Genomic DNA, 24,604 nt, shown 5'->3' on the forward strand with positions numbered 1-24,604 from the left:
GCTATCATCGCCAGCCTTTGTTGATACCAGTTCGCAATTTGCGCTGAAGCGGTCCAAGCCATGATTAAACAACGCACCCTGAAGAATATTATTCGTGCCACAGGTGTAGGTCTGCACTCCGGGGAGAAGGTATACCTGACCCTCAAACCTGCACCTGTCGACACCGGCATCGTGTTTGTTCGTGCCGACCTGGACCCTGTGGTGCAGATTCCTGCTCGCGCGGAAAACGTTGGCGAAACCACGATGTCGACCACATTGGTCAACGGTGACGTCAAGGTGGACACGGTGGAGCACTTGCTCTCGGCCATGGCTGGCCTGGGCATCGATAACGCCTACGTCGAGCTCTCCGCGTCCGAAGTCCCCATCATGGATGGCAGCGCTGGTCCCTTCGTATTCTTGATTCAATCTGCCGGCCTGGAAGAACAGGACGCAGCCAAGAAGTTCATTCGCATTCTGCGGGAAGTGACAGTAGAAGACGGCGACAAGCGCGCCACCTTCGTCCCGTTCGAAGGCTTTAAAGTGAGCTTTGAGATCGATTTCGATCACCCGGTATTTCGTGACCGCACCCAAAGTGCAAGCGTGGATTTTTCCAGCACTTCGTTCGTAAAAGAAGTCAGCCGCGCCCGTACCTTTGGTTTCATGAGTGACATCGAGTACCTGCGCAAGCATAACCTCGCACTCGGCGGCAGCGTTGAAAATGCCATTGTGGTCGACGCGGATGGTGTACTGAACGAGGACGGCCTTCGTTATGAAGACGAATTCGTGAAGCACAAGATCCTCGATGCAATCGGTGACCTCTACCTGCTGGGCAATAGCCTGATAGGCGAGTTCAAAGGCTTCAAGTCGGGCCACGCCCTTAACAACCAGCTGCTGCGCAAGTTGATTGAGCAGACAGACGCTTGGGAAGTCGTGACCTTCGAAGATGCCAGCACCGCACCGATCTCTTACATGCGTCCCGTTGCGGCGGTGTAAGTAACAACTCTCTTTCTTTAGTTTTAAGGGCTGCCTTCGGGTGGCCTTTTTTATTGCCTGTGGCTCGCTCGCCACAATGGCCTGTTCGCCTCAGTTATCGCTCCAGCGCATCCACGATGCGATTGCGCCCGGTGTGCTTGGCCTCATACAGTGCCTGGTCCGCACTGAGCAGCAAATCCTCCAGGGACATGCGACTGCGCTTGTCCCAGGTACTCAGGCCGATGCTCACGGTGATCGGCCGTTCATCTCCCTCCACCCGTGGCAAGTGCTCGACGCCACTGCGGATATGCTCGGCAATCAGCCACGCGCCCCTGATATCGGTAGCCGGCAACACCACGGCGAACTCTTCACCGCCATAACGTGCGGCCAGGTCGGCTGGGCGACGGATGTTGCTGCCGATCACCTGGGCGACGTTGCGCAACGCCTCATCACCGCCGTGATGACCGTGGCGGTCGTTGAATGCCTTGAAGTGGTCGACGTCGATCATCAATAGCGTCAGCGGTTCGGCGGAGCGCTGCGCACGGTCCCATTCCAGGCGCAGGCGCTGGTCCAGAATGCGCCGGTTGGCCAGGCCGGTGAGCGCGTCGGTGGCTGCCAGTTCTGACAGCACCTTCTCTGCGCGATAACGGCGCCGCAGTTCCCGGCGTAGCATCCAGGCCAGCCATAGAAGGCCCAGGCACAGGATGCCCGTGGCGCCGCCTGCCAGCATCGCTGCGCGATTCCACGGCGCGAACACATCGTCGCTGGACAGCGCCACCACCACAATCAGGGGCAGCTCGCCGACGTTGGTGAAGGTGTACAGGCGCTCCTTGTCGGTGATGGCCGAGATGGCCCGAAAGCTGCCGCTCCCATCGCGCAGCATGCGCTTGAAGTTGGGGCGATCACTCAGGTCCTTGTCGATCATGTCGCGCTCCAGCAGCGGTTGCTGGGCCAGGAGAATGCCGCGGTTGTTCAACAGGTTGACCGAGCTGCTATGGCCGATGGTCAGGCCTTTGAACAACTGATCGAAGTACGCCAGGCGCATGGTGGCCACGGCGACCCCGGCAAACTCGCCGTTGGCGCCGGTGACGCGGCGGCTGAATGCGATGCGCCAGACCTGCTCGCAATTGCACTCAACCCTGAACGGCCGGCTGATGAACAGGTCGGTCTGACCAGCGTTCTTATGCGCGAGGAAGTAGTCGCGGTCAGCGAAATTACGCGGGGTTGGCTTGAGCGTCGAAGAGTCGGCGACGACGGCGCCATTGGCGTCCAGCAACAGCACTTCGCCTTTGAACGGCGCCGCCGCTGACCGCTCAAATTGCACCAGGTGTCGGATGTCCGCTGATACCTGGGACAAATCCTTGCGCTGTGTGGCCGCGATCAGCCCTTGCAGTGCGAGGTCATAGAGTTCGACGTTACGCAGCACATCGGCGTTGATCAGCTGCGCGATGTTGGTGGTTGAGCGTTTGGCCGCCTCCAGCGTACTGGCGTGTTCGCGGATCAACAGCACCGAGACCATGATCACGATCAGCGCGACGGTGAGGCCACTGCCCAGCATCAGCAACAGCTCTGGGCGTTCAGGTGGTGTACGGACGGGGCGTTGACTCATCGGGCAGACTTCGACGATAAAGATGCTGGCAGTTTAGTTCTACCCGATGAAAATTGATTGATGGGTTAAAAAGAAAGATCTACGCCTTAGAACACATTGATCGGATAGTCGACGATCACCCGGTATTCATCCACATCCCGATCCACCGCCGAGTAGCCATTGCTGCCCCGGTTGGTCGCCCATTGCAGGCGCAGGGACAGGTCCTTGGCCTTGCCGCCCTGCACCACGTATTTCATATCGATGTCCCGTTCCCAGTGCTTGGCGTCCTGGCCGTCGGCGCTATACCAGGCGCTGTAGCCCCGGCTGTTGGGGTCGACTTTGCTCAGGTCGGTCTTGCCGCTGCTATAGGACACGGCAGTGGTCAGGCCGGGCAGGCCGAGGCCGACAAAGTCATAAGCGTACTTGAGCTTCCACGAACGCTCGTTGGGGCCGTTGAAGTCCGAGTATTGCTGGGAGTTGTCCAGGTACACGCTGTCGCCCTGGGTGATGTAGTCGAACGGTGTGTTGCCGTTGACCCGCTGGTACGCGGCCGTGACGCTGTGGTTGCCCACGCCTACGGTGAAATGCAGGCTGTAGGTGTTGTTGTCGATATTACCCAGCAGCGACTGGCCGCTGTCCTGGGTGTGGTAGTAGTGCAGGCCGGGGTTGAGGCTGACCAGATCGTTCAGCGCGTAGGTGTAGTCCAGGTCGTAGTAGTACTGGTGCCACACATCCTTGAGTTCGGAGGCGTACAGGTTGCTGGTCAGGCCCGGGATGCCGCTGAACGACACACCGGCCCAGTCCAGGTGCTGGCTGTCGGTGTGCTCCGGCAATACGCCGTAGCTGGTGCCGATACGCCCGTGGCCGCTCTGGTTATAGAGTTTGGTGAAACTGGCTTGGCCGCCTTCGATCATCCAGCCGTCAACGCTGTGGTTGGTCAGGCTCACGCCGCGAAAGGTCTGGGGCAGCATACGGGTCATGCCGCCGGCGATCACCGGGTTGTTGAGGAACAGGTCACCGGCTTTCAGTTCCGTGTCGAACGCGCGCATCTTCAGCGTGCCGCCAGCGGTAGAAAACGACCCCGGCGCCTTGCCGCTGCCTTCACTGTTGCCATACGGCAGGATGCTGGAACCGTCGGTGCCGCCACCGCCGTCGAGCTTGAGGCCGAGCATGGCGTGGGCATCCAGGCCGAAGCCGACGGTGCCCTGGGTGTAGCCGGATTCGAAGATGCCGAGAAAGCCCTGGCCCCATTCTTTGCTGTCATCGGTGTGGATGTCGCGACGGTCGTGGTTCATGTAGTAGTTGCGGGCGTTGAGCTTGAGGCTTGCGCCTTCGACGAAACCGTCGGTGGGGGGTGCGTCTGCCGCGTGGGCGAGGGGGGCGATCGTTGCTGCAATCGCGAGGAATAACGGGGTGAACGTCAGCGAGTTCTTCACCGGTGGAGCTCCTTTGGTCTAACGAAAACGGCCAATGTCGTTGGGGTGTGCCTGGCCTTTTTTACCGCAAAAAAAAAGCCGCTGAAGTCAGCGGCTTTAAGACAGTTTCCCAGTGCAGAGCCCTGGAAAAAAGTCGAGGGAAATTCGGGTAAGCGGGTCAGCTATCTTCGCCGTCGCGCTCATCGATGCGTCAAATTAACGCAGGCGAGCGCTGCGATACAGAGTGTAACAAGATAATGACTGTTGCCCAAATCGCAACAGTCAGAGATTTGGCGCAAGCCAATGTGGGAGGGAGCTTGCTCCCGATAGCGGTGTATCAGTCACTGAAGTACTGACTTCACTGCCGCTATCGGGGGCAAGTCCCCTCCCACATTTTTGGATGTGTTCGAGCAGTGATATGGGGGGCGGCGCTGTTGATGGGCTTCTGTGGGCTTGCCCCCTCCCACATTTGTCTGAAGTGTTCTCAAGCGTTAGACGGGCAGGGTAATACCGAAGGTGTTGCCGCCCGCGTCACTGCGCACGAACACATCGCCGCCATGCATCAGCGCAATCGCCTTGACGATGGCCAGCCCCAGCCCGTGGTTGGCGCCGCTGTTGCTGCGTGATGCATCCACCCGATAGAAGCGCTCGAACAGCCGAGGCAGGTGCTCGCTGGCAATCGCGGCGCCGGGGTTGGTTACGGCGATCGCCACCTGATGCTCCTGCACGTCGATGTTCACCGCGATGATCTGCCCTGGCGCGGTGTGCTGCACGGCGTTGCTCAGCAGGTTGATCAGCGCGCGGCGCAGGTGCGCTCTTTCGATCTGTACCTGGGCGTCGCCGTGGACTTGCACCCGGACCTGGGCGTCTTCGAGGATGAAGTCCAGGTAGTCGAGGGTGGTCGCCACTTCGTCGGCCAGGGAGCTTTCGATCAGCTTGGTGGCCTTGCTGCCCTGGTCGGCGCTGGCGAGGAACAGCATGTCGTTGATGATCGAACGCAAGCGCTCCAATTCTTCCAGGTTGGACTGCAGCACCTCGAAATAATGCTCGGCCGAGCGCCCGCGCGTCAGGGCAACCTGGGTCTGGCCGATCAGGTTGGTCAGGGGCGAGCGCAGTTCGTGGGCGACGTCGGCGTTGAATGACTCCAGGCGCGAGTAGGCCTGTTCGACCCGGTCCAGGGTGGCGTTGAACGAGTTGACGAACTGACGCAACTCCGGCGGCAGTGGCGACAGTTGCAGGCGCCCGGAGAGTTTCGGCGGCGCGAGTTTCTGCGCTTCGTCCGAAAGTTTGCCCAGCGGCTTGAGGCCGATGCGCGAGACCCAGAACCCCAGCAGCGCCGCCAGGACCACGCCGATAAACGCCAGGCTGATCAGCGCCACCAGCAAGTGGTGCTGGGTGGCGCGAAAGTTTTCGGTGTCGATGGCGATCATGAAGCGCAATGGCGGGCGCTGGTCCTGGGCGGGGAACTGGCTCACCAGCACTTTGAACGGGTCGTTATGGCCGGCCAGGCGCAAGTCGCGTTTGCCGGTCGGGCCGGCGGCGAAGGCGCGGATCTGCGCGTCCGGGCTGCCGTATTCGTAGTTCGGGTCGCTGCTCACCACCCAGAAACGGATGCGCTTGTCTTCCTCAGCCAACAACTTGAGTTTGGCCTTGATCTTGGTCCAATGCTCCGGCGTGCCGAAACGCGTCACCGACGACTCCAACACGCTATAGCGCGCATCCAGTTCGGCCTCCGGTAACAGGCCCAGGCCACGGTCCACCTGTTGATAGAGCACGCCGCCGATCAACAGGAAGATCAGCAGCGCCACCAGGGTGAACATGCCGCTCAAGCGCAGGGCGATGGAATTAGCTGACACTGCGGCTCTCCAGCACATAACCCATGCCACGGATGGTGTGCAGCAGCTTCTGTTCGAACGGCCCATCGAGCTTGGCGCGCAGGCGTTTGATCGCGACTTCGACCACGTTGGCGTCGCTGTCGAAATTGATGTCCCAGACCATCTCCGCGATGGCGGTCTTGGACAGGATCTCACCCTGGCGCCGCGCCAATACGCTGAGCAGCGAAAACTCCTTGGCGGTCAGGTCCAGGCGTACGCCGTTGCGGCTGGCCTTGCGGCTGATCAGGTCGATCCACAGGTCGGCGACGGTCACCTGCACCGGTTCGTGCCCGCCACTGCGGCGGGTCAGGGCTTGCAGGCGCGCCACCAGTTCGAGGAAGGAAAACGGCTTGCCCAGGTAGTCGTCGGCACCTTCACGCAGGCCGCGAATGCGGTCTTCCACGCGTTCGCGGGCGGTGAGCATGATCACCGGCGTTTGCTTGCGCGCACGCAAGGCGCGCAGCACGCCGAAGCCGTCGAGACCGGGCAGCATCACGTCGAGCACGATCACCGCGTAATCGTTTTCCAGCGCCAGGTGCAAACCCTCGACGCCTTCACGCGCCACGTCGACGGTGTAGCCTTGCTCCGTCAGGCCGCGATGCAGGTAGTCTGCGGTTTTTTCTTCATCTTCAACGATCAGGACGCGCATGACCCCGCCTTAACTTAATGTGTGGTCGCCAACGCGGGCGTTGGTGTGGGCCTGTGGAAAAACTTCTCAAGGTACAAGTATATGACCGGCGTGGTGAACAACGTCAGCGCCTGGCTCACCAGCAAGCCGCCGACCACCGCGATCCCCAACGGTTGGCGCAGTTCCGCGCCGGGGCCTGCGCCGAGCATCAGCGGCACGGCGCCGAGCAGGGCGGCGAGGGTGGTCATGATGATCGGCCGGAACCGCGTGATGCAGGCTTCGTAGATCGCTTCCTGCGGCGGCAGGCCTCGGACCCGCTGGGCTTCGAGGGCGAAGTCGATCATCAGGATGCCGTTCTTCTTCACGATGCCGATCAGCAACACCAGGCCGATCAGGGCCATGATCGAAAAGTCCTGGCCCAGCAGCCACAGCATGATCAACGCGCCCAGGCCGGCCGAGGGCAAGGTGGAAATGATCGTCAGTGGGTGGACGAAACTTTCGTACAGCACGCCGAGAATGATGTAGACCGCCACCAGCGCCGCCAGGATCAGCCACGGCTGGCTGGCCAGTGAACTCTGGAACGCCTGGGCCGCGCCCTGGAAGTTGCCGAGGATGCTGGCCGGCATGCCGATTTCGTTCTTGGCCTGGTCGAGCATGATCACCGCATCCCCCAGCGCCACGCCGGGCGCCAGGTTGAACGACAGGTTGGCCGCCGGGAACATGCCGTCATGGCTGATGGACAACGGGCCTACGCTGGGCGGGTCGACCTTGGCCAGGGCCGACAACGGCACCATCTCGTTGGTCAGCGGCGAGCGCAGGTAGAAATAATTCAGGCTTTCGGCTTTACCGCGTTGCTGGCTGTCGAGTTCCAGCACCACTTGGTACTGGTTGATCTCGGTCTGGAACTCGTTGATCTGGCGCTGGCCGAACGCGTCATACAACGCCTGGTCGACATCGGTGGCGGTCAGGCCGAAGCGCGCGGCGGCCTGACGGTCGATGCTGATGTGGGTAATGCTGCCGCCCAGTTGCAGGTCGTTGGACAGGTCGCGAAACGCCGGGTTGGCGCGCAGTTTTTCGGTGAGGCGCTGGGTCCAGGTATTCAGTGTCGGGCCGTCGTTGCTCTTGAGCACGTACTGGTACTGGGCGCGGCTGGGGCCGGAACTGAGGTTGATGTCCTGGCCGGCGCGCAGGTACAGCACGATACCCGGCACCTTCGCCAGTTTCGGGCGGATGCGGTCGATGAACTGGCTGGCGGACACATCGCGATCACCGCGGTCTTTCAGGGCGATCCAGAAGCGGCCGTTGGCGATGGTCTGGTTGCTGCCGGTGACGCCCACCGAATGGGAAAAATCCGCCACCGCCGGGTCATCCTTGACGATCTCGGCCAGGGCCTTGTGCTTGGCGACCATGTCCGGGTACGACACATCGGCCGCCGCTTCGCTGGTGCCGAGCACGAAGCCGGTGTCCTGCACCGGGAAGAAACCCTTGGGGATGAACACGTAGCCGAGCACCGCCAGCGCCAGCGTGACCACGAAGATCGCCAGCATGCTGCGTTGATGGGCCAGGGCGCGGCGCAGGTTGCGTGCATAACCGGCCAGCAGGCGTTCGCTGAAACTAGGTTTGGCGTTGGCAGGATGGCTCGGGGGGCGCATGAACAGTGCCGCCAGGGTCGGCGCCAGGGTCAGGGAGACCACCACCGAAATCAGGATGGTCGAGGTCGCCGTCAGCGCGAACTCCTTGAACAGGCGCCCAACCACGCCGCCCATGAACAGCAGCGGAATGAACGCCGCCACCAGCGAGAAGCTGATGGACACCACGGTAAAGCCAATCTCGCCGGCGCCTTTGATCGCCGCTTCGCGCTTGCCCAGTCCGGCTTCGAGATGGCGGTGAATGTTCTCCACCACCACGATCGCATCGTCCACCACAAAACCCACGGAGATGACGATCGCCACCAGAGTCAGGTTGTTCAGGCTGAAGCCCATCAGGTACATCAAGGCGAAACTGGCGATCAGCGACACGCCGAGCACACTCGACACAATCAACGTCGCCGACAACTGCCGCAGGAACAACGCCATCACCGCCACCACCAGCAACACGGCGATCAGCAGGGTCACTTCCACTTCATGCAGGGAGGCGCGGATGGTCTTGGTGCGGTCGCTCAACACACTGACCTGCACCGACGCCGGCAGCATGGCCTGCAGGCGCGGCAGTTGCGCTTGAATGCGGTCGACGGTTTCGACGATGTTCGCGCCGGGCTGGCGCGAGATCACCAGGTTGACCCCCGGCGTATCGCCGGACCACGCCTGTACGTAGGCGTTTTCCGAACCGTTGATGACTTTGGCGATGTCGCGCAGTTGAACTGGCGCGCCATTCTTGTAGGACACGATCAGCTGGGCGTAGTCCTCAGGCTGAAACAACTGGTCGTTGGTCGACAGGGTCGACACGCTGTTCTCCCCGTAGATCGCGCCTTTGGCCAGGTTCAGGCTCGACTGCTGGATCGCCAGGCGGATGTCGGCCAGGGTCAGGCCGATGGCCGCGAGTTTGTCGGGCGAAGCCTGCACGCGAATCGCCGGGCGTTGCTGGCCGGTGATGTTGATCTGGCCGACGCCGTCGATCTGGCTGATTTGCCGTGCCAGCAGGGTTTCCACGTAATCGCTCAGCTCGGTGCTGGGCATGCTGGCGGAACTGACGCTGAGGATCAGCACCGGGCTGTCCGCCGGGTTGACCTTTTTCCAGGTCGGCAGGTTCGGCATATCGCTGGGCAGCTTGCCGGAGGCGGTGTTGATTGCCGCCTGGACTTCCTGGGCGGCGGTGTCGATGCTCTTGTTCAGGGTGAATTGCAGGGTCAAGAGGCTGGAGCCCAAGGCGCTGCTGGAGGTCATCTGGGTCATGCCGGGGATGGCGCTGAATTGCACCTCCAGGGGCGTGGCCACCGACGAAGCCATGGTGTCCGGGCTGGCGCCGGGCAGTTGCGCGCTGACCTGGATCGTCGGAAATTCCGCTTCCGGCAGCGGGGCGATGGCCAGTTGCGGGAAGGCAATCAGCCCGAGCAACACCAGGGCGAAGGTCAGCAGCAGCGTCGCGACCGGGTGGTCGACGCACCAGGCCGACGGCGAGCGGCTGGCGTTCATGGTTGCACCTTGGCGTCGACGGTCTGGATCACTTGCGGTGGCTCTTTGAGCACCTCGACCTGAGCGCCGGCCTTGAGCCGCGACTGGCCGTCGCTGACCAGCACATCACCGGCCTGTACGCCCTTGATGAGCGTCACATCGCTGTTCTGGTAGGTGACCTGCACCGGCACCACCTCCACCTTGTCGCCGTTGACCCGGTACACAAAGTGCGCGTCCAGCCCGCGTTGCACCACGGTCGGCGGCACCACCAGGGCGTTCTTGTCGAGGCCGGTCTGGATCTTGATGCTCACCAGTTGCCCCGGCCACAGGCGCTGCGTGGCGTTGTTGAACTCGGCCTTGGCGCGCAGGGTGCCGGTGGTGGAACTGATCTGGTTGTCGATCAGGCTCAAGTGGCCTTCGCCGAGCAGGTCGCCGGTCTGGCCGTCGGTGTCGGCGCCCAGGTAGGCGTTGACGCTGGCTGGGACGGGGGCCGCGATCAGGCCTTGCAAGGTGGGCAACATCTGTTGCGGCAGGGAAAATTCGACGGCAATCGGGTCGATCTGCGTCACCGAGAACAACCCCTGGGCATCGCTCGTGCGCAGGAAGTTGCCTTCATCCACCGTGCGAATCCCTACGCGGCCGCTGACCGGCGAGCGAATCTGAGTGTAGGAAAGCTGCACCTTTGCCGCATCAATCGCGGCCTGATTGCCCTGGACGGTGGCCTTGAGCTGGTTGACCAGGGCTTGCTGCTGGTCATAGGTCTGCTTGGACACGCCGTCGTCGACACTCAATGCCTTGTAGCGCTTGAGGTTGATCAGCGCTACTTGCAGTTGCGCCTGGTTTTCTCCCAACTGCGCCTTGGCCTGTTCGAGGCTGGCGCGGATCGAGCGGTCATCGATGGTCGCCAACAGATCCCCGGCCTTGACCCGCTGGCCTTCCTTGACCAGCAATTGGGTGAGGATGCCGTCGACCTGCGGGCGGATCACCACGCTGTGCAACGACAGCACCGTGCCAATGCCGCTGACGAAACGCGGGATGTCCTGTTGCGCCACGCTCACCACCCGTACTGGGATTGCCGTCGGCGCCGCCAGCCTGGTTTTGGCCGGTCGCGTCAGCGCCCAGGCTGCAATCGCCAGCACCAGCAGGACACCCACGATCAGGGCAGTTTTTCGTTTAATTTGCATGGGGGTGAGGCGCCAGGGCAAAGGAACGGAAGAGTGAGGTGTCTTTATAGCCCGTCAACCCGGTCAGCAAGGTGACTGCTAACTGACAGCGCTGTCAGTAAACGCCGACCATTCGTACAGGCAGTGGTTAAAGATCTGAAGGGGGCAGGTATACTGCGCGCCAGTGTGGGCCACAAGCTGGCCCCGCATCATTTTTTGCATGCTCCGGAGCTTCCATGACTTCCCCGACACAACCCCCTGTTGAAGCGGCCGACCTCGTCGATCCGGCCAGCGCCGAAGGCGTTGAAAAAACCGAGATCCCGGCGTTTAAGTTTCCGTTCAAACCGGGTGAACTGGCCGGGGCCAAGAATGCCGCCCAGCCTTGGTACAAGAATGGCGCGAAGAACGGGCACACCAAGTCCCCAGGCATGGCGCCGCCGGGCACTCGTCGTTCGATGGGTAAACGCTGAGAGTAATACGTCGCACGCTGTGTCGACTATGCCCTACAACGTCCGCTGATATTTCTGATTGTAGAGCCACAACCGTTTCTTGAAAGCTTGCACGGCCTCCGCTGCGCTCCGGCTTTTTCCGCCGGGGCGGGATGGTTGAGGCTGGACTTTCCGGAAAAGGACGTTTCCTGTGGCTCTGATACACATTTGTGCCGTGCTCGCGTTATTGCTGGCGGCCGATAGCGTTGCCGCCGGTGAGCCGCCACGGCGCGAAATCCGTTTTGCCGTCGCTGCGCAATTCTCCCCCTTCCAGAGCCGCGACCCGCAAGGCCAACTGGTCGGCCTGAACATCGACCTGGGTAACGCCCTGTGCGTGCAGTTGAATGTGCGCTGCACCTGGGTCGATCAGGTGTTGGTGGAAAATTTCCCGGCCCTTGATGCCCGGCAATTCGACGCAATCATGGGCATGGCGCCTACATCGCTACGTCGGCGCTCGGTGAGTTTTACCGATGAACTCTATCCGTTCACCACGCGCCTGGTCGCCCGCAGAACATCCGGCCTGCTGCCGACCGTGCGCTCGCTCAAGGGCAAGCGTGTCGGGGTGTTGCTGGGCAGTAATCGCGAAGCTTTCGCCCTTGCGCAGTGGGCGCCCAAGGGCGTTATCGTCAAGAGCTTCTGGCTCAATGACGAACTGGCTCGCAGCCTGGTGGCGGGGGATATCGATGCGACCCTGCAAGGCACCGTGGAAATCCGTGAGGCGCTGCTCGATACCGTCGATGGCCAGGACTTTGACTTCCTCGGCCCCGCGATTTCGGCCGAACTCCTGGGCAGCGGCGTGGCAATCGCGGTGCGCAAGCCCGATACGGCCCTGCGCAATGCCCTCAACTGCGCCCTTGAACAACTGATGCAAAGCGGCGAATACCAGCGGATCATTCGGCACTACCGCCTGGATGCAATCCCCGTCGCGCCATGATCGCAAAGTAATTGCTCGTTTCGCTGCGCGGGGTGATCGCCGTGTTGCCTGGGCAGCTCTCGGCGGTAACGTGCGCTGGGGCACCGTGCCCGTCAGTCCTCGGTAACCGCAGCGCGCAGCACAAACACCATGCCGGCACTTTCGTAGAGCTGCCGAGCACGTTGGTTGCTTTCCAGGACCTTGAGGTCCACATAGGGCTCGCCGCGCTGTTTGAACACCTGGAAGGCATGCAGCAACAAGGCGCGGCCCAGCCCCTGGCCCTGGGCGCAGGGATGGACGGCGAGGTTCTTGATGAAGGCGCTGGTCCAGCACTGGGCCACGCCGAGAATACCTTCGGCATTGCTCGCCACCAGGCACAACGTGGGGTCGAACTCGGCATCGGTCACGAACTGCTGCCGCCAGGTTTGCAGGTTGGCGACGCGGCCGCCGCCTTGTGCCTGGGTCATGCACAACACCGCATGAATCGCCGGGGCGCATTCGTCGCGGTAGTGATCCAGCTGTGTCCCGGCCGGCCACTGCGGCGCGGGCAGGTCACGGGTGAGGTCGCGGCGTAGCAGTTGGAAATACTCGGTCACCGGTTACAGGCCCTTTTGCGCCACGGTCTGGGCGGCCACCACCAGGCATTTGGTCAGCTCGGGTGAGGAGAATTTGGTCAGCACGGCGTCGGCCCCGGCCACGCGCGCTTTTTCGCTGTTCATCGCGCTGTCCAGGGAGGTGTGCAGCAGCACGTAGAGGTCCTGGAAATCGGGGGTTTCGCGCAGGGTGCGGGTGAGGGCGTAACCGTCCATTTCGGACATTTCGATGTCCGACACCACCACGTTGATTTGCCCGGCCGTGCCCTGCAACTCCAGCAATACGTCGATGGCTTCCTTGGCGCTGCGCGCGGTGTGGCAGGTCAGGCCCAGGTTGCGCAGGGTGTGTACCGACTGTTGCAAGGCGACCTGGCTGTCATCCACTACCAGGATGCGCGCATTGCCCAGCACTTCGGCCTCTTCCATGGTCAAGTCGGTCGGCGCCATTTCAATCGGCACCGGGGCGATGGCGTGGATGACTTTTTCGATATCCAGCACCTGCACCAGGCCGCCGTCTACCTGGGTGACCCCGGTGATGAACGAGCGGTTACCGCCGGAGCCGAAGGGCGGCGGGCGGATATCGGTGGTCAGGCAATGCACGATCTTGCTCACCGCCTGCACATGCAGGCCCTGCTTGGAGCGGCTGACGTCGGTGACGATCAGGCAACCGCCGTCCGGGTCCACCAACGGCATTTCGCCGAGGGCGCGACTCAGGTCGATCACCGACAGCGAGGTGCCGCGCAGCATGGCGATGCCTTTGACGTGGGGATGGGACTCCGGCAGCTTGGTCAGCGGCGGGCAGGGGATAATTTCGCTGACTTTCAGCAGGTTAATGGCCATCAACTTGCCGCTGCGCAAGGTAAAGAGCAGAAGCGAGAGTGAATCTGCGCGGGCTTTAGAAGTGGACATAAAAACCTTCTGTGGATCAGGGGGGGCCATCTATGGAAGGTTATCGACTTCATCGGCCCAGGCTTTAGGGGCATGCGCCGATGAAGTCGGCTTATCTCAGCCCTTCCACACCTGCGGGTTGACCAAGTCTTGCGGGCGCTGGCCGAGCAGGGCGCTGCGCAGGTTGTCCAGGGCACGGTTGGCCATGGCTGCGCGGGTTTCATGGGTCGCCGAGCCGATGTGCGGCAGGGTCAGCGCATTGCTCAGTTGGAACAGCGGCGACTCGGCCAGCGGTTCCTTTTCATACACGTCCAGCCCCGCCCCGCGAATACGCTGGGTTTGCAGGGCTTCGATCAGCGCCGGTTCGTCGACTACCGGGCCGCGGGAAATATTGATCAGGATCGCGCTGGATTTCATCAGCCCCAGCTCGCGATGGCTGATCAGGTGCCGGGTCTTTTCGCTCAACGGCACCACCAGGCAGACGAAATCCGCTTCAGCCAGTAACTGATCCAGGCTGCGCATCTGCGCGCCCAGTTCCTGTTCCAGTGCAATCTTGCGGCTGTTACCGCTGTACAGAATCGGCATGTTGAAGCCCAGGCGCCCGCGACGGGCGACGGCGGCGCCGATATTGCCCATGCCGACGATGCCCAGTGTCTTGCCATGTACGTCGCAGCCGAACAACGACGCGCCGACGCTGGCTTTCCACTGGCCGGCCTTGGTCCATGCGTCCAGCTCGGCGACCCGGCGTGCGCTGCTCATCAGCAGGGCGAAGGCCAGGTCGGCGGTGCTTTCGGTGAGGACGTCGGGGGTGTTGGTGAGCATGATCCCGCGTTCGTTGAGGTACGCCACGTCATAGTTGTCGTAGCCCACCGACACGCTGGACACCACTTCCAGTTGGCTCGCGCCTTCGAGCTGCGCACGGCCCAGCTTGCGACCCACGCCGATCAGGCCGTGGGCGTGGGGCAGGGCTTCGTTGAACTGTGCGTTGATATCGCCCAGCTTGGGGTTGGGCGCGATCACCTCGAAATCCTGTTGCAGGCGTTCGATCATTTCCGGGGTGACGCGGCTGAAGGCGAGGACAGTCTTTTTCATTGCAGGCGGGCTCATCGACTACGGAAGAATGCCAAGCAAGCTAACATTCCTGCCGGCAATTGTCAGGACACCGTTGAACCCATGTGGGAGGGGGCTTGTCCCCTCCCACATTTTTGACCGAGTCCAGCTTCCAGGCTCAGGTTGGTTATAAGGCCGCTCCTAAGAGCAAGAGCCAAATGAGTTCTATCTGATCCATGGAGATCCAAATGTGGGAGGGGGCTTGCCCCCGATAGCAGTGAATCAGCCAATACATCCGGTGACTGACCCACCGCTATCGGGAGCAAGCCCCCTCCCACATTGGATCGCTATCGTCTGGCAGACATCAGTTCGCCAACCGCACGCCGCCCAGGCTGCCGCTCAACTCATACGCGACCAACTCAGCCTGATGCGCCGCGAGAATTTCCGGCAGCGAGCCGCGCAGGTATTCCACCCAGGTCTTGATCTTCGCATCCAGGTACTGACGCGACGGGTAAATGGCGTACAGGTTCAGTTCCTGGGAGCGGTAGTTGGGCATCACCCGCACGAGCGTGCCGTTGCGCAGGCCTTCGATGGCGGCGTACACCGGCAACAGGCCGACGCCCATGCCGCTGGTGATGGCGGTTTTCATCGCATCGGCCGAGTTCACCAGGAACGGTGATGTGTTGATCGCGACACTTTCCTGGCCGTCGGGGCCGTTGAAGCTCCATTTGTCCAGCAGGACCACCGGGCTGACCAGGCGCAGGCAGGCGTGGTTGAGCAAATCGTGGGGCCGTTGCGCGCAGCCTTTGGTCTTGACGTAGTCCGGCGACGCGCAGGCGATGCTGTAGGTGATGCCCAGGCGCTGGGACACGAAGCCCGAGTCCGGCAGTTCGCTGGCCAGCACGATGGACACGTCGTAGCCCTCATCGAGCAAGTCCGGCACGCGGTTGGCCAGGGTCAGGTCGAAGGTCACGTCCGGGTGAGTGCGGCGGTAGCGCGCAATGGCGTCGATGACGAAATGCTGGCCGATACCGGTCATGGTATGCACTTTCAACTGACCGGAGGGGCGCGCATGGGCGTCGCTGGCTTCGGCCTCGGCTTCTTCGACATAGGCCAGGATTTGCTCGCAGCGCAATAAATAGCGTTTACCAGCTTCCGTGAGCGCAATGCGACGGGTGGTGCGGTTGAGCAAGCGGGTTTGCAGATGGGCCTCAAGGTTGGAGACCGCGCGCGAAATGTTGGCGGTGGTAGTGTCCAGTTGTGCGGCGGCGGCGGTGAAGCTGCCGGCCTCGGCCACACAACTGAAAGCGCGCATGTTTTGCAAAGTGTCCATGGGGTGTTCTCAAGGGAGATGACAAATTGTGACAGAAAGTTACGTAGACCAGTGATCCCTACGAAGGGATTATCGCCTGAACGGTAATAAAGATTCACAGGAATACCAGCTTATCGCCATTCCCCTTGCGTCCTAGAATTGTGTCACCTACCCCGCATCACCCACCTCAGGAATTCGCAGCAGTGCCGCGTCGCATCAGCAGAGAGCTGAAGACTCTCAGTGTTTGGGCCTTATCGTTAGCAATCAGCGGCTGCATCGGAACCGGAGGAATTGCCCCCCAAGACCAGGCCCTCAACGCCAATACCCTGGCTACCGACGAGGCGATTCAGAGCGCCGCCCGGGACGCCCACTGGCCCACCGCGCAATGGTGGCAGGCCTACGGCGACCCCCAACTCAACCGTTGGGTCGAACTCGCGACCCACGACAGCCCGAGCATGGCCATGGCCGCCGCACGTGTGCGTGAAGCGCGGGCCATGGCGGGGATTGTCGAGTCGGCCGAGTCGTTGCAGATCAACAGCGACACCACCCTCAAACGCCACAACTGGCCGAACGATCAGTTCTACGGCCCGGGTGCATTGAGCGGTTCCAACACCTGGGACAACAATACCTCCCTGGGCTTCAGCTACGCCCTCGACCTGTGGGGCCGCGAAAGCAACGCCAGCGAGCGTGCCGTCGACCTGGCGCACATGAGCGCGGCCGAAGCACGCCAGGCCCAGCTCGAACTGCAGAACAACGTGGTGCGCACCTACATCCAGCTGTCGCTGCATTACGCCAACCGCGATATCGTCGCGGCCACGCTGGCCCAGCAACAGCAGATTCTCGATTTGGCGAATACACGCCTGAACGCGGGCATCGGTACGCATTTCGATGTAAGCCAGGCCGAAACCCCGTTGCCCGAGACCCATCGCCAGCTAGATGCCCTGGACGAAGAGATCGCCCTGAGCCGTAACCAGTTGGCGGCATTGGCGGGCAAAGGCCCGGGCGAGGGCGCGCAGTTGCAACGTCCGACCTTATCCCTCGGCGCGCCGCTTAAATTGCCGTCCAGCTTGCCGGCGCAATTGCTCGGCCAGCGCCCGGACGTGGTCGCCAGCCGTTGGCAGGTGGCAGCGCAGGCGCGTGGCATCGATGTCGTGCACGCCGGCTTCTACCCCAACGTCGATCTGGTCGGCAGCCTCGGCTACGTGGCCACCGGCGGCGGCATGCTGGGGTTTTTGGCGGGCAAGAAATTCAACTACAGCGTCGGCCCGGCCATTACCCTGCCGGTCTTCGACGGTGGCCGCCTGCGTTCGGAACTGGGTGAAGCCAGCGCCGGCTATGACGTCGCCGTGGCGCATTACAACCAGACCCTGGTCAACGCACTCAAGGGCATCAGCGACCAGTTGATCCGTCGCGAATCCATGGACAAGCAACGGGGCTTCGCCGCAGAGTCGGTGGCCTCGGCGCAGAAAACCTACGACATCGCGATGATCGCCTACCAGCGCGGCCTCACGGACTACCTCAATGTGCTGAACGCCCAGACCCTGTTGTTCCGCCAGCAGCAAGTCGAGCAGCAGGTGCAGGCCGCGCGTCTGACGGCCCACGCCGACCTGGTGACCGCCCTGGGCGGCGGGCTTGGCGCCGGCAACGATGTTCCGCAAGATACCAAGACTGTCCCGAGCAAGACCCCGGCGGCGCTCGCCGTGTTCGATCACTGAGTAGGATTTGATGACTCCCTTGCCTGCACCGCTGCGCTGGCTGCATTCCCTTGAGTGGCGCCGTGGCTTTTTCGACTGGGCACGCAGTGACGGCGTGACCTGGGTGTACATCTTCAAGGTGCTGATCGCCGCGTTCGCCACGCTGTGGCTGGCCATGCGCCTGGAACTGCCGCAACCGCGCACCGCGATGATCACCGTGTTTATCGTGATGCAACCGCAGAGCGGCCAGGTGTTCGCCAAGAGCTTTTATCGCTTCCTCGGCACCTTGGCGGGGTCGGCGGCGATGGTGTTTCTGATCGCCTTGTTTGCGCAGAACACCGAGCTGTTCCTCGCCTCGCTGGCGATCTGGGTAGGTCTCTGCACCGCCGGCGCCACGCGCAACCGCAACTTTCGCGCGTATGGGTTTGTGCTCGCCGGTTACACCGCCGCGATGGTCGGCCTGCCGTCCCTGGCCCACCCGGACGGAGCGTTTATGGCGGCGGTGTGGCGCGTGCTGGAAATTTCCCTGGGGATTCTCGTCTCCACGCTGGTCAGCGCGGCGATCCTGCCGCAGACCTCCAGTGCGGCGATGCGCAACGCGCTGTACCAGCGGTTTGGCGTGTTCGCCATGTTCGTCACCGATGGCCTGCGTGGGCGCAGCCAGCGCGAGAACTTCGAAAGCACCAACGTGCGCTTTATCGCCGAAGCCGTGGGCCTGGAAGGCCTGCGCAGCCTCACCGTGTTCGAAGACCCGCACATGCGTCGGCGCAACGGCCGGCTCAGTCGCCTCAACAGCGAGTTCATGAGCATCACCACGCGCTTCAACGCCTTGCACCAGTTGCTCGAACGCCTGCGTGCCGATGCCGCAGACCACGTCGTCGCTGAAATCAAACCGGGCTTGCAGGACTTGGCCGAAGTGCTCGACGGGTTCTCCGGCCGCGCCCTCACCAGCCCCGACGCGGCGCGGTTGGTCACCCAGTTGAGCGTCTACAAGGACGGCTTGCCCGCCAAGGTCCGCAGCCTGCGAGCGACCTTCCAGCAGGGCAACCCGAGCGAAGCCGAGCAGTTGGACTTTCATACCGCCTACGAATTGCTCTACCGCTTCGTCGATGACCTGCACAACTACGCGCAGACCCACGCCTCCCTGGCCGATCACAGCCATGCGCGGGAACAGTGGGATGAAACCTTCATCCCCAAAACCAACTGGCTGGCCTGCGTGGCCTCGGGGGTGCGGGCGTCGTTCATCCTGATCGTGCTCGGCAGTTACTGGGTGGCGACCGCCTGGCCCAGCGGCGCGACCATGACCATGATCGCCGCCGCCACCGTCGGCCTGTCCGCCGCGACGCCGAACCCCAAACGCATGGCGTTCCAGATGGCCTGCGGCACCTTGATCGGGGCCTTGGTGGGCTTCGTCGAAATGTTCTTCGTGTTTCCCTGGATCGACGGCTTCCCGCTGTTGTGCGTGATGCTTGCGCCGGTGATCATCCTCGGTGCCTTCCTCGCCTCACGCCCGCAATACGCCGGGGTCGGCGTGGGCCTGCTGATCTTTTTCAGCACCGGTTCGGTGCCGGACAACCTCACGGTCTACAACCCCTACAACTTCATCAACGACTACATCGCCATGATCATCGGCATGCTGGTGTGCGCGGCGGCGGGCGCGATCATCCTGCCGCCCAACAGCCGCTGGCTGTGGCGCCGCCTGGAGCAGGACCTGCGCGAGCAAGTGGTGTACGCGATCAGCGGCAAGCTCAAGGGCCTGGCGTCGAGTTTCGAAAGCCGCACCCGCGACCTGCTGCACCAGGCCTACGGCCTTGCCGTCGGCCAGCCGCAAGTGCAACGCAACCTGCTGCGCTGGATGTTCGTGGTGCTGGAAGTCGGCCACGCGATCATCGAGCTGCGCAAGGAGCAGGCGATCCTGCCGGTCCACCCGGCCTACGCCGAATCCCAGCCCTGGCGCCAGGCGATCCGCGTGATGGGCCGCTCACTGGTGCGCCTGTTCCTGCAACCCAGCGCCAGCAACCTGGAGCGCGGGCTGATTGCCGTCGACCACGCGATCAGCCGCGTGCAGGCGACCGACGAACCCTTCGCGCCGCACTTCGATACCTCGGCCCTGCGCCGGGTGAAAAGCTACCTGCACTTTATCCGCACTTCGTTGCTGGACCCGCAATCGCCGCTGGCGGCCTACAAGCCCCAAGGCGCGCTTATGTTGAAAGGAGCTGGGCATGCCTCGTGAAATCGCGTTCCACGGCATTTACATGCCGACCATGACCCTGATGTTTTTGATCGCGGCGGGGTTGGCCTGGGCGCTGGACCGCTTCCTGGCCGGGTTCGATCTGTACCGTTTTTTCTGGCACCCGGCGTTGCTGCGCCTGAGCCTGTTCGTTTGCCTGTTCGGCGCCCTGGCGCTGACCGTCTACCGTTGAGAATGCCCCGATGAAAAAGTTTTTCAGCCTGCTCGCGACCTTGCTGGTTCTGGCTCTGGCGATCTGGATTGGCCGCACGCTGTGGGTGCATTACATGGAAACGCCCTGGACCCGCGATGGCCGCGTGCGTGCCGACATCATCAACGTCGCCGCCGACGTCACCGGCGAAGTGGTCGACGTGCCGGTGCGTGACAACCAGTTGGTGAAAAAGGGCGACCTGCTGATGCAGATCGACCCCGAGCACTACCGCCTCGCCGTCAAACAGGCACAAGCCCTTGTCGCATCGCGCAAAGCCACCTGGGAAATGCGCAAGGACAACGCCCACCGCCGCGCCGACCTCGATGCGCTGGTGATCTCCAAGGAAAACCGCGACGACGCCGGCAACATCGCCGACTCGGCCCTGGCCGACTACCAGCACGCCCAGGCACAACTGGAAGCCGCCGAACTGAACTTGAAACGCACGCAAGTGCTGGCGGCCGTCGACGGCTATGTCACCAACCTCAATGTGCATCGCGGTGACTACGCGCGCATCGGCGAAGCCAAGATGGCCGTGGTGGATATGAACTCGTTCTGGGTCTACGGCTTCTTCGAAGAAACCAAACTGCCCCACGTCAAAGTCGGTGATAAGGCCGATATGCAGTTGATGAGCGGCGAAACCCTCAAGGGCCATGTGGAAAGCATCTCCCGCGGCATCTACGACCGCGACAACCCGGAGAGCCGCGAGCTGATCGCGGATGTGAACCCGACCTTCAACTGGGTGCGCCTGGCGCAACGGGTGCCGGTACGGATTCATATCGATGAAGTGCCGGAAGGCGTGTTGTTGGCGGCCGGCATCACCTGCACGGTGATCGTCAACCAAACGCCAAACTAAAAGGTGGGAGGGGGCAAGTCGAATCGTCGCACCGCCCCTCCCACAGTTGACCGCGTCAAGCGTTGACAAATGTCTCATGCAGATGGCGCCACAGCAGTGCGCCGCTGGCCTGCTTCTCGAACACCACGGTGGCACGGCGATCAGTCCGCTTGCCGCTGTCATCGATCTGGTGTTCGCGGTACGTCACCGTGGCGCCCCGCGCATGGCGGTCAATCCCGGTCATTTCACTCAAGGTGATTTTCAACCCCGGGCGCATGCCGCCCAGGCGAGTGAACAGGGCATTGACCCCGGCCGCATTGACCCGGGTGCCGGTGGCGGGGGCGATCATGCTGAACTCGGGTGAGAAGCGCGCCAGTAAATTGTGCAAGGTGCCCTCGGGCGCAACCCCGGCAAACCATTGTTCGATCTCGACGTGGGTCTGGATCACTTCTTCGAAAAAGTCGCTGTAGTCGATCATTTACAAACTCCTATTCAAACCAAAGCGTCGCTTCAACACTTTTTCCAATAATCCTTTGGGCAGTAACGCCGCCATCAACGGCAGCGCTCGACTGCCATTGCCCGCGCGTAATAACCGCGGCGGTGTTGCTTGTTGCACGGCTTTGAGGACGTGGTTGGCAAATTGGCTGGCCGGTGTCGGGTTGTCCTGGGAGGCCTGGGCGCGCGCGCGAATACCATCGCGCAACGGCCACCACGGCGATTGTTCGTTGATCAACAGCTCAGCCTGGGCCCCGGCGTTTTTTGCAAAGCTGGTATCGATAGCGCCCGGTTGCACTTCCATCACCCGCACGCCAAACGGCGCCAGCTCCATGCGCAGGGCATCGCTCAAGGCATGCACGGCGGCTTTGGAGGCGCAGTAGGCGCCGGCGAACGGCGTGACCAGCACCCCGGAAACGCTGCCGATATTCACCACCAGGCCTTTACCGCGACGCAGTGCGGGGAACAGCGCCTGGGTTACGCCGACGATGGAAAATACGTTGGTCTCGAACTGGCGCTGTATCGCCTCGGTGCCGCCGTCGAGCAACGGGCCCATGGCGCCGTAGCCGGCGTTGTTGATCAGCACATCCAGTTCGCCCCACTGCTCGGCCAGGTGTTGCAAGGCGGCGCTGTCGTTGACGTCCAGTTGCACCGCGTTGAAGCCGGCGGCGGACAAGTGGGCGACGTCTTCCGCTTGGCGGGCGCTGGCCCACACGTCGAAGCCGGCGGATTTGAAGGCCTCGGCCAAGGCGCGGCCGATGCCGCTGGAGCAACCGGTGATGAGTACGTTGGGCATGGATCGGTCCTTTGTCAGTCCGAGAAGCTGCCTTGCACATGCTCGGCGCGAAATTCCAGGGTTTGCGGGCGGTAGCCAGGGCGCAGCGGTGGGGTGGGCAGGCAGTCGTCCCAGGTGGCGCCGGCCTGCAACTCGCCGGGGCCGCGATAGCGTGGGGCAGCGTAGACGTTGTCGGCCAGGTTGACCGTATCGCCCGGCGCATAGGCGGCGACGCGCCAGCGCAGTTCGGTCAGCGGTACGTCGTTGCCGTTGTTCAGGGTCAGTTTCAGTGGGCGGTCGGCGGGGCAGTCCTGCGGGGCGTAGACGATGCGCAATTCCAGGCGCGCCAACTGGGAGGCTTCGCGATTATCCAGCCACACCACCCACACCGCGACCAGGCCCAGGCCGACTGCAGCGGCCAGCGACACCGGCAGCGCCTTGGCTGGGTAGCGCAGCAACAGGACCAGCCAGGTGATGATCAGTAGAACGCCGAAAAACATGGAGACCACCTCGAGTAGGGAACGAGCATCCTAACTTAAGCGTAGGTGGGATTGGCTACCTTGAGGTGTGGGGTGGCTGGGCTGACGCTATCGGGGGCAAGCCCCCTCCCACATTCGACCGCATTCCAAATGATGTACTCGGTCCAAATGTGGGAGGGGGCTTGCCCCCGATGAGGCCCTCAGCATCACCACAACCCCCAAAACAAAAAGCCCCCACCCAAGCCACTGCGGATAGGGGACGCAATGACCTGGGCGAGGGCTTCTTTTACGACTGTTTACTGCGCGATCGTTTTCACCGACACACCACGCTCAATCGGGGTCGAACGACCGTAGATATCTTCAAACCGCTCGATATCGTCCTCACCCAAATAGCTGCCCGATTGCACTTCAATGATCTCCAGCGGGATCTTGCCCGGGTTGCGCAGGCGGTGTACCGAGGCGATCGGGATGTAGGTGGACTGGTTCTCGCAGAGCAGGAACACGTTCTCGTCACAGGTGACTTCGGCGGTGCCGCTGACCACGATCCAGTGTTCGGCGCGGTGGTGGTGCATTTGCAGCGACAGGCACGCGCCCGGCTTGACCGAGATGTGCTTGACCTGGAAACGCCCGCCCATGTCGACCGAGTCGTAGGAGCCCCACGGACGGTAGACTTCGCAGTGGTTCTGGGTTTCGCTGCGGCCCTGTTCGTTGAGGGTGGCGACCATCTGCTTGACGCCCTGGACCTTGTCCTTGTGGGCAATCATCATCGCGTCCTTGGTTTCCACCACCACGATGTTTTCCAGGCCGATCACCGACACCAGCTTGCCGTTGCCGTGGATCATGCAGTTCTTGCTGTCCTGGATCACCACGTCGCCCTTGGTGACGTTGCCGTTGATGTCTTTATCGTTGACCGCCCACAGCGACGCCCAGCAACCCACGTCGCTCCAGCCCGCGCTCAGCGGCACCACGCAGGCGCGTTGGGTTTTTTCCATCACGGCGTAGTCGATGGAATTGTCCGGGCAGCAGGCGAAGGTGGCTTCGTCGAAGGTCACGGTGTCGGCGTCTTGCTTGCTGCGTTCGAGGGTCAGTACGCAGGTGTCGTAGATGTCCGGATCGTGCTTTTTCAGCTCTTCAAGGAAGCGGCTGGCGCGGAACAGGAACATGCCGCTGTTCCAGAAGTAACCGCCGCTTTTGACGAACTCGACGGCGCGTTTTTCATCGGGTTTTTCCACGAACTGTTGCACGCGGCTCACGCCTTCGGGCAACAGCGAGTCGTTGGTGGATTTGATATAGCCATAACCGGTTTCCGGACGGGTCGCCGGTACGCCGAACAGCACCATCTCGCCGCGCTCGGCGGCCACGGTGGCCAGGGCCAGGGCGCGTTGCAGGGCTTTCTGGTCGTCGATCACGTGGTCGGCGGGTAGCACCAGCATCAGCTCGTCGCGGCCTTCATTGACCAGCATCATCGCGGTCAGCGCCACGGCCGGCGCGGTGTTGCGGCCGAAGGGCTCCATCAGGATGCGCTGGGTTTCCAGCTTGCGCACGCTCAGTTGCTCGTTGACGATGAAACGATGGTCTTTGTTGCAGACCACTATGGGGGTTTCCATGCCATCGAATACCAGGCGCTCCAGGGTTTGCTGGAACAGCGTGTGCTCGCCGGTCAGGGCCAGGAACTGTTTAGGAAACTGTTTACGGGAAAGCGGCCAAAGACGTGAGCCGCTACCACCGGAAAGGATTACTGGGATCATGCTGTTTCTCCTTGAATCGATTTGGGTCAGAGCTACGAAGGTTTGTCGTTTCACTCTTGTTTTTGTCTCGGGCCGGACTGACGCCTCTGTCCTCTGTAGGAGCGAGCTTGCTCGCGAAAATCGCCAATGATGACGCGGGCATTCTGGATGTACGCGGTGTCTGGGCG

General features: G+C 62.3%; 21 protein-coding genes. 7 read left to right on the forward strand and 14 right to left on the reverse strand.

Annotated features, from left to right (window positions below):
* Positions 1 to 60 precede the first annotated feature (60 nt).
* Positions 61 to 972 (forward strand): UDP-3-O-acyl-N-acetylglucosamine deacetylase, encoded by a 912-nt coding sequence (gene lpxC, locus U5A08_RS04920; protein WP_003171886.1) that lies wholly within the window; start codon positions 61 to 63, stop codon positions 970 to 972.
* Positions 973 to 1,066: 94 nt separating this feature from the next.
* Here lpxC and U5A08_RS04925 read toward each other — a convergent pair whose 3' ends face one another.
* From U5A08_RS04925 to U5A08_RS04950, 6 genes are all read right to left on the reverse strand, one after another.
* Positions 1,067 to 2,560 carry a sensor domain-containing diguanylate cyclase gene (locus U5A08_RS04925; protein WP_321850573.1) on the reverse strand — a complete coding sequence of 498 codons (1,494 nt, stop codon included), beginning with the start codon at positions 2,558 to 2,560 and terminating at the stop codon, positions 1,067 to 1,069.
* 86 nt (positions 2,561 to 2,646) lie between these two features.
* Positions 2,647 to 3,975, reverse strand: coding sequence for an OprD family porin (locus U5A08_RS04930; protein ID WP_321850575.1), 1,329 nt, complete (start codon positions 3,973 to 3,975; stop codon positions 2,647 to 2,649).
* A 470-nt stretch (positions 3,976 to 4,445) separates the two neighbouring features.
* On the reverse strand, positions 4,446 to 5,810 hold the full coding sequence (locus U5A08_RS04935) for a heavy metal sensor histidine kinase (protein WP_253393458.1): 1,365 nt from the start codon (positions 5,808 to 5,810) through the stop codon (positions 4,446 to 4,448).
* On the reverse strand, positions 5,800 to 6,477 hold the full coding sequence (locus U5A08_RS04940) for a heavy metal response regulator transcription factor (RefSeq protein ID WP_253393459.1): 678 nt from the start codon (positions 6,475 to 6,477) through the stop codon (positions 5,800 to 5,802). Before U5A08_RS04940 ends, U5A08_RS04935 begins: the two co-directional genes overlap by 11 nt.
* Positions 6,478 to 6,491: 14 nt before the next feature.
* Positions 6,492 to 9,587, reverse strand: a complete 3,096-nt coding sequence (locus U5A08_RS04945) for a multidrug efflux RND transporter permease subunit (RefSeq protein ID WP_321850578.1) — start codon at positions 9,585 to 9,587, stop codon at positions 6,492 to 6,494.
* Positions 9,584 to 10,750 (reverse strand): efflux RND transporter periplasmic adaptor subunit, encoded by a 1,167-nt coding sequence (locus U5A08_RS04950; protein ID WP_321850580.1) that lies wholly within the window; start codon positions 10,748 to 10,750, stop codon positions 9,584 to 9,586. Before U5A08_RS04950 ends, U5A08_RS04945 begins: the two co-directional genes overlap by 4 nt.
* 215 nt (positions 10,751 to 10,965) lie before the next feature.
* Between U5A08_RS04950 and U5A08_RS04955 the strand changes: the two genes are divergently transcribed.
* Together U5A08_RS04955 and U5A08_RS04960 are read left to right on the forward strand one after the other, a co-directional pair.
* On the forward strand, positions 10,966 to 11,199 hold the full coding sequence (locus U5A08_RS04955; protein ID WP_304628464.1) for a hypothetical protein: 234 nt from the start codon (positions 10,966 to 10,968) through the stop codon (positions 11,197 to 11,199).
* A 169-nt stretch (positions 11,200 to 11,368) separates the two neighbouring features.
* Positions 11,369 to 12,151, forward strand: a complete 783-nt coding sequence (locus U5A08_RS04960; protein WP_321850584.1) for a transporter substrate-binding domain-containing protein — start codon at positions 11,369 to 11,371, stop codon at positions 12,149 to 12,151.
* Positions 12,152 to 12,243: 92 nt separating this feature from the next.
* On the opposite strand, the gene U5A08_RS04965 is transcribed toward U5A08_RS04960, so the two are convergent.
* From U5A08_RS04965 to U5A08_RS04980, 4 genes are all read right to left on the reverse strand, one after another.
* Positions 12,244 to 12,726 carry a GNAT family N-acetyltransferase gene (locus U5A08_RS04965; RefSeq protein WP_321850586.1) on the reverse strand — a complete coding sequence of 161 codons (483 nt, stop codon included), beginning with the start codon at positions 12,724 to 12,726 and terminating at the stop codon, positions 12,244 to 12,246.
* A gap of 3 nt (positions 12,727 to 12,729) precedes the next feature.
* Entirely contained in the window at positions 12,730 to 13,632 is a 903-nt protein-coding gene (locus U5A08_RS04970) for a chemotaxis protein CheV (RefSeq protein WP_253393465.1), read from the reverse strand.
* Positions 13,633 to 13,728: 96 nt separating this feature from the next.
* Positions 13,729 to 14,703, reverse strand: a complete 975-nt coding sequence (locus tag U5A08_RS04975; RefSeq protein ID WP_253393466.1) for a 2-hydroxyacid dehydrogenase — start codon at positions 14,701 to 14,703, stop codon at positions 13,729 to 13,731.
* A gap of 322 nt (positions 14,704 to 15,025) precedes the next feature.
* Positions 15,026 to 15,994 carry a LysR family transcriptional regulator gene (locus tag U5A08_RS04980; RefSeq protein WP_253393467.1) on the reverse strand — a complete coding sequence of 323 codons (969 nt, stop codon included), beginning with the start codon at positions 15,992 to 15,994 and terminating at the stop codon, positions 15,026 to 15,028.
* Positions 15,995 to 16,176: 182 nt separating this feature from the next.
* Here U5A08_RS04980 and U5A08_RS04985 point away from each other — a divergent pair, with 182 nt between their 5' ends.
* The 4 genes from U5A08_RS04985 to U5A08_RS05000 are packed head-to-tail and all read left to right on the forward strand — an operon-like array spanning position 16,177 to position 20,961.
* On the forward strand, positions 16,177 to 17,688 hold the full coding sequence (locus U5A08_RS04985; RefSeq protein WP_253393468.1) for an efflux transporter outer membrane subunit: 1,512 nt from the start codon (positions 16,177 to 16,179) through the stop codon (positions 17,686 to 17,688).
* A gap of 10 nt (positions 17,689 to 17,698) precedes the next feature.
* Complete coding sequence (locus U5A08_RS04990) at positions 17,699 to 19,900, forward strand: FUSC family protein (RefSeq protein WP_253393469.1); 2,202 nt, start codon at positions 17,699 to 17,701, stop codon at positions 19,898 to 19,900.
* Positions 19,890 to 20,090 carry a DUF1656 domain-containing protein gene (locus U5A08_RS04995; protein WP_071486049.1) on the forward strand — a complete coding sequence of 67 codons (201 nt, stop codon included), beginning with the start codon at positions 19,890 to 19,892 and terminating at the stop codon, positions 20,088 to 20,090. The genes U5A08_RS04990 and U5A08_RS04995 overlap by 11 nt, the downstream gene beginning before the upstream one ends.
* A gap of 10 nt (positions 20,091 to 20,100) precedes the next feature.
* Complete coding sequence (locus U5A08_RS05000) at positions 20,101 to 20,961, forward strand: efflux RND transporter periplasmic adaptor subunit (protein WP_253393470.1); 861 nt, start codon at positions 20,101 to 20,103, stop codon at positions 20,959 to 20,961.
* Positions 20,962 to 21,016: 55 nt separating this feature from the next.
* Here the strand turns inward: U5A08_RS05000 and U5A08_RS05005 are convergent, their stop codons facing one another.
* From U5A08_RS05005 to U5A08_RS05020, 4 genes are all read right to left on the reverse strand, one after another.
* The gene (locus tag U5A08_RS05005; RefSeq protein WP_253393471.1) at positions 21,017 to 21,418 is read right to left on the reverse strand and encodes a DUF4440 domain-containing protein; all 402 of its coding nucleotides are present in this window, start codon (positions 21,416 to 21,418) and stop codon (positions 21,017 to 21,019) included.
* The gene (locus U5A08_RS05010; RefSeq protein WP_253393472.1) at positions 21,419 to 22,231 is read right to left on the reverse strand and encodes an SDR family oxidoreductase; all 813 of its coding nucleotides are present in this window, start codon (positions 22,229 to 22,231) and stop codon (positions 21,419 to 21,421) included.
* A 14-nt stretch (positions 22,232 to 22,245) separates the two neighbouring features.
* A complete protein-coding gene (locus tag U5A08_RS05015) occupies positions 22,246 to 22,710 on the reverse strand; it encodes a multidrug transporter (RefSeq protein WP_253393473.1) in 465 nt (154 codons plus the stop codon).
* 275 nt (positions 22,711 to 22,985) lie between these two features.
* A complete protein-coding gene (locus U5A08_RS05020; RefSeq protein ID WP_253393474.1) occupies positions 22,986 to 24,437 on the reverse strand; it encodes a mannose-1-phosphate guanylyltransferase/mannose-6-phosphate isomerase in 1,452 nt (483 codons plus the stop codon).
* Positions 24,438 to 24,604 lie beyond the last annotated feature (167 nt).

It is taken from the genome of Pseudomonas paraveronii, assembly GCF_963681955.1.
Taxonomy (GTDB): Bacteria; Pseudomonadota; Gammaproteobacteria; order Pseudomonadales; family Pseudomonadaceae; genus Aquipseudomonas; species Aquipseudomonas paraveronii.

What these genes read in the sequence shown, in the direction of transcription:
- U5A08_RS04955 (WP_304628464.1), top strand. Translation starts at nt 10,966, where the DNA reads ATGACTTCCCCGACACAACCCCCTGTTGAAGCGGCCGACCTCGTCGAT.
- U5A08_RS05005 (WP_253393471.1), bottom strand. Translation starts at nt 21,418, where the DNA reads ATGATCGACTACAGCGACTTTTTCGAAGAAGTGATCCAGACCCACGTC.
- U5A08_RS04925 (WP_321850573.1), bottom strand. Translation starts at nt 2,560, where the DNA reads ATGAGTCAACGCCCCGTCCGTACACCACCTGAACGCCCAGAGCTGTTG.
- U5A08_RS04995 (WP_071486049.1), top strand. Translation starts at nt 19,890, where the DNA reads ATGCCTCGTGAAATCGCGTTCCACGGCATTTACATGCCGACCATGACC.
- U5A08_RS04950 (WP_321850580.1), bottom strand. Translation starts at nt 10,750, where the DNA reads ATGCAAATTAAACGAAAAACTGCCCTGATCGTGGGTGTCCTGCTGGTG.
- U5A08_RS05020 (WP_253393474.1), bottom strand. Translation starts at nt 24,437, where the DNA reads ATGATCCCAGTAATCCTTTCCGGTGGTAGCGGCTCACGTCTTTGGCCG.
- U5A08_RS04975 (WP_253393466.1), bottom strand. Translation starts at nt 14,703, where the DNA reads ATGAAAAAGACTGTCCTCGCCTTCAGCCGCGTCACCCCGGAAATGATC.
- U5A08_RS05010 (WP_253393472.1), bottom strand. Translation starts at nt 22,231, where the DNA reads ATGCCCAACGTACTCATCACCGGTTGCTCCAGCGGCATCGGCCGCGCC.
- U5A08_RS04990 (WP_253393469.1), top strand. Translation starts at nt 17,699, where the DNA reads ATGACTCCCTTGCCTGCACCGCTGCGCTGGCTGCATTCCCTTGAGTGG.
- U5A08_RS04980 (WP_253393467.1), bottom strand. Translation starts at nt 15,994, where the DNA reads ATGGACACTTTGCAAAACATGCGCGCTTTCAGTTGTGTGGCCGAGGCC.
- U5A08_RS04940 (WP_253393459.1), bottom strand. Translation starts at nt 6,477, where the DNA reads ATGCGCGTCCTGATCGTTGAAGATGAAGAAAAAACCGCAGACTACCTG.
- U5A08_RS05000 (WP_253393470.1), top strand. Translation starts at nt 20,101, where the DNA reads ATGAAAAAGTTTTTCAGCCTGCTCGCGACCTTGCTGGTTCTGGCTCTG.
- U5A08_RS05015 (WP_253393473.1), bottom strand. Translation starts at nt 22,710, where the DNA reads ATGTTTTTCGGCGTTCTACTGATCATCACCTGGCTGGTCCTGTTGCTG.
- U5A08_RS04945 (WP_321850578.1), bottom strand. Translation starts at nt 9,587, where the DNA reads ATGAACGCCAGCCGCTCGCCGTCGGCCTGGTGCGTCGACCACCCGGTC.
- lpxC (WP_003171886.1), top strand. Translation starts at nt 61, where the DNA reads ATGATTAAACAACGCACCCTGAAGAATATTATTCGTGCCACAGGTGTA.
- U5A08_RS04970 (WP_253393465.1), bottom strand. Translation starts at nt 13,632, where the DNA reads ATGTCCACTTCTAAAGCCCGCGCAGATTCACTCTCGCTTCTGCTCTTT.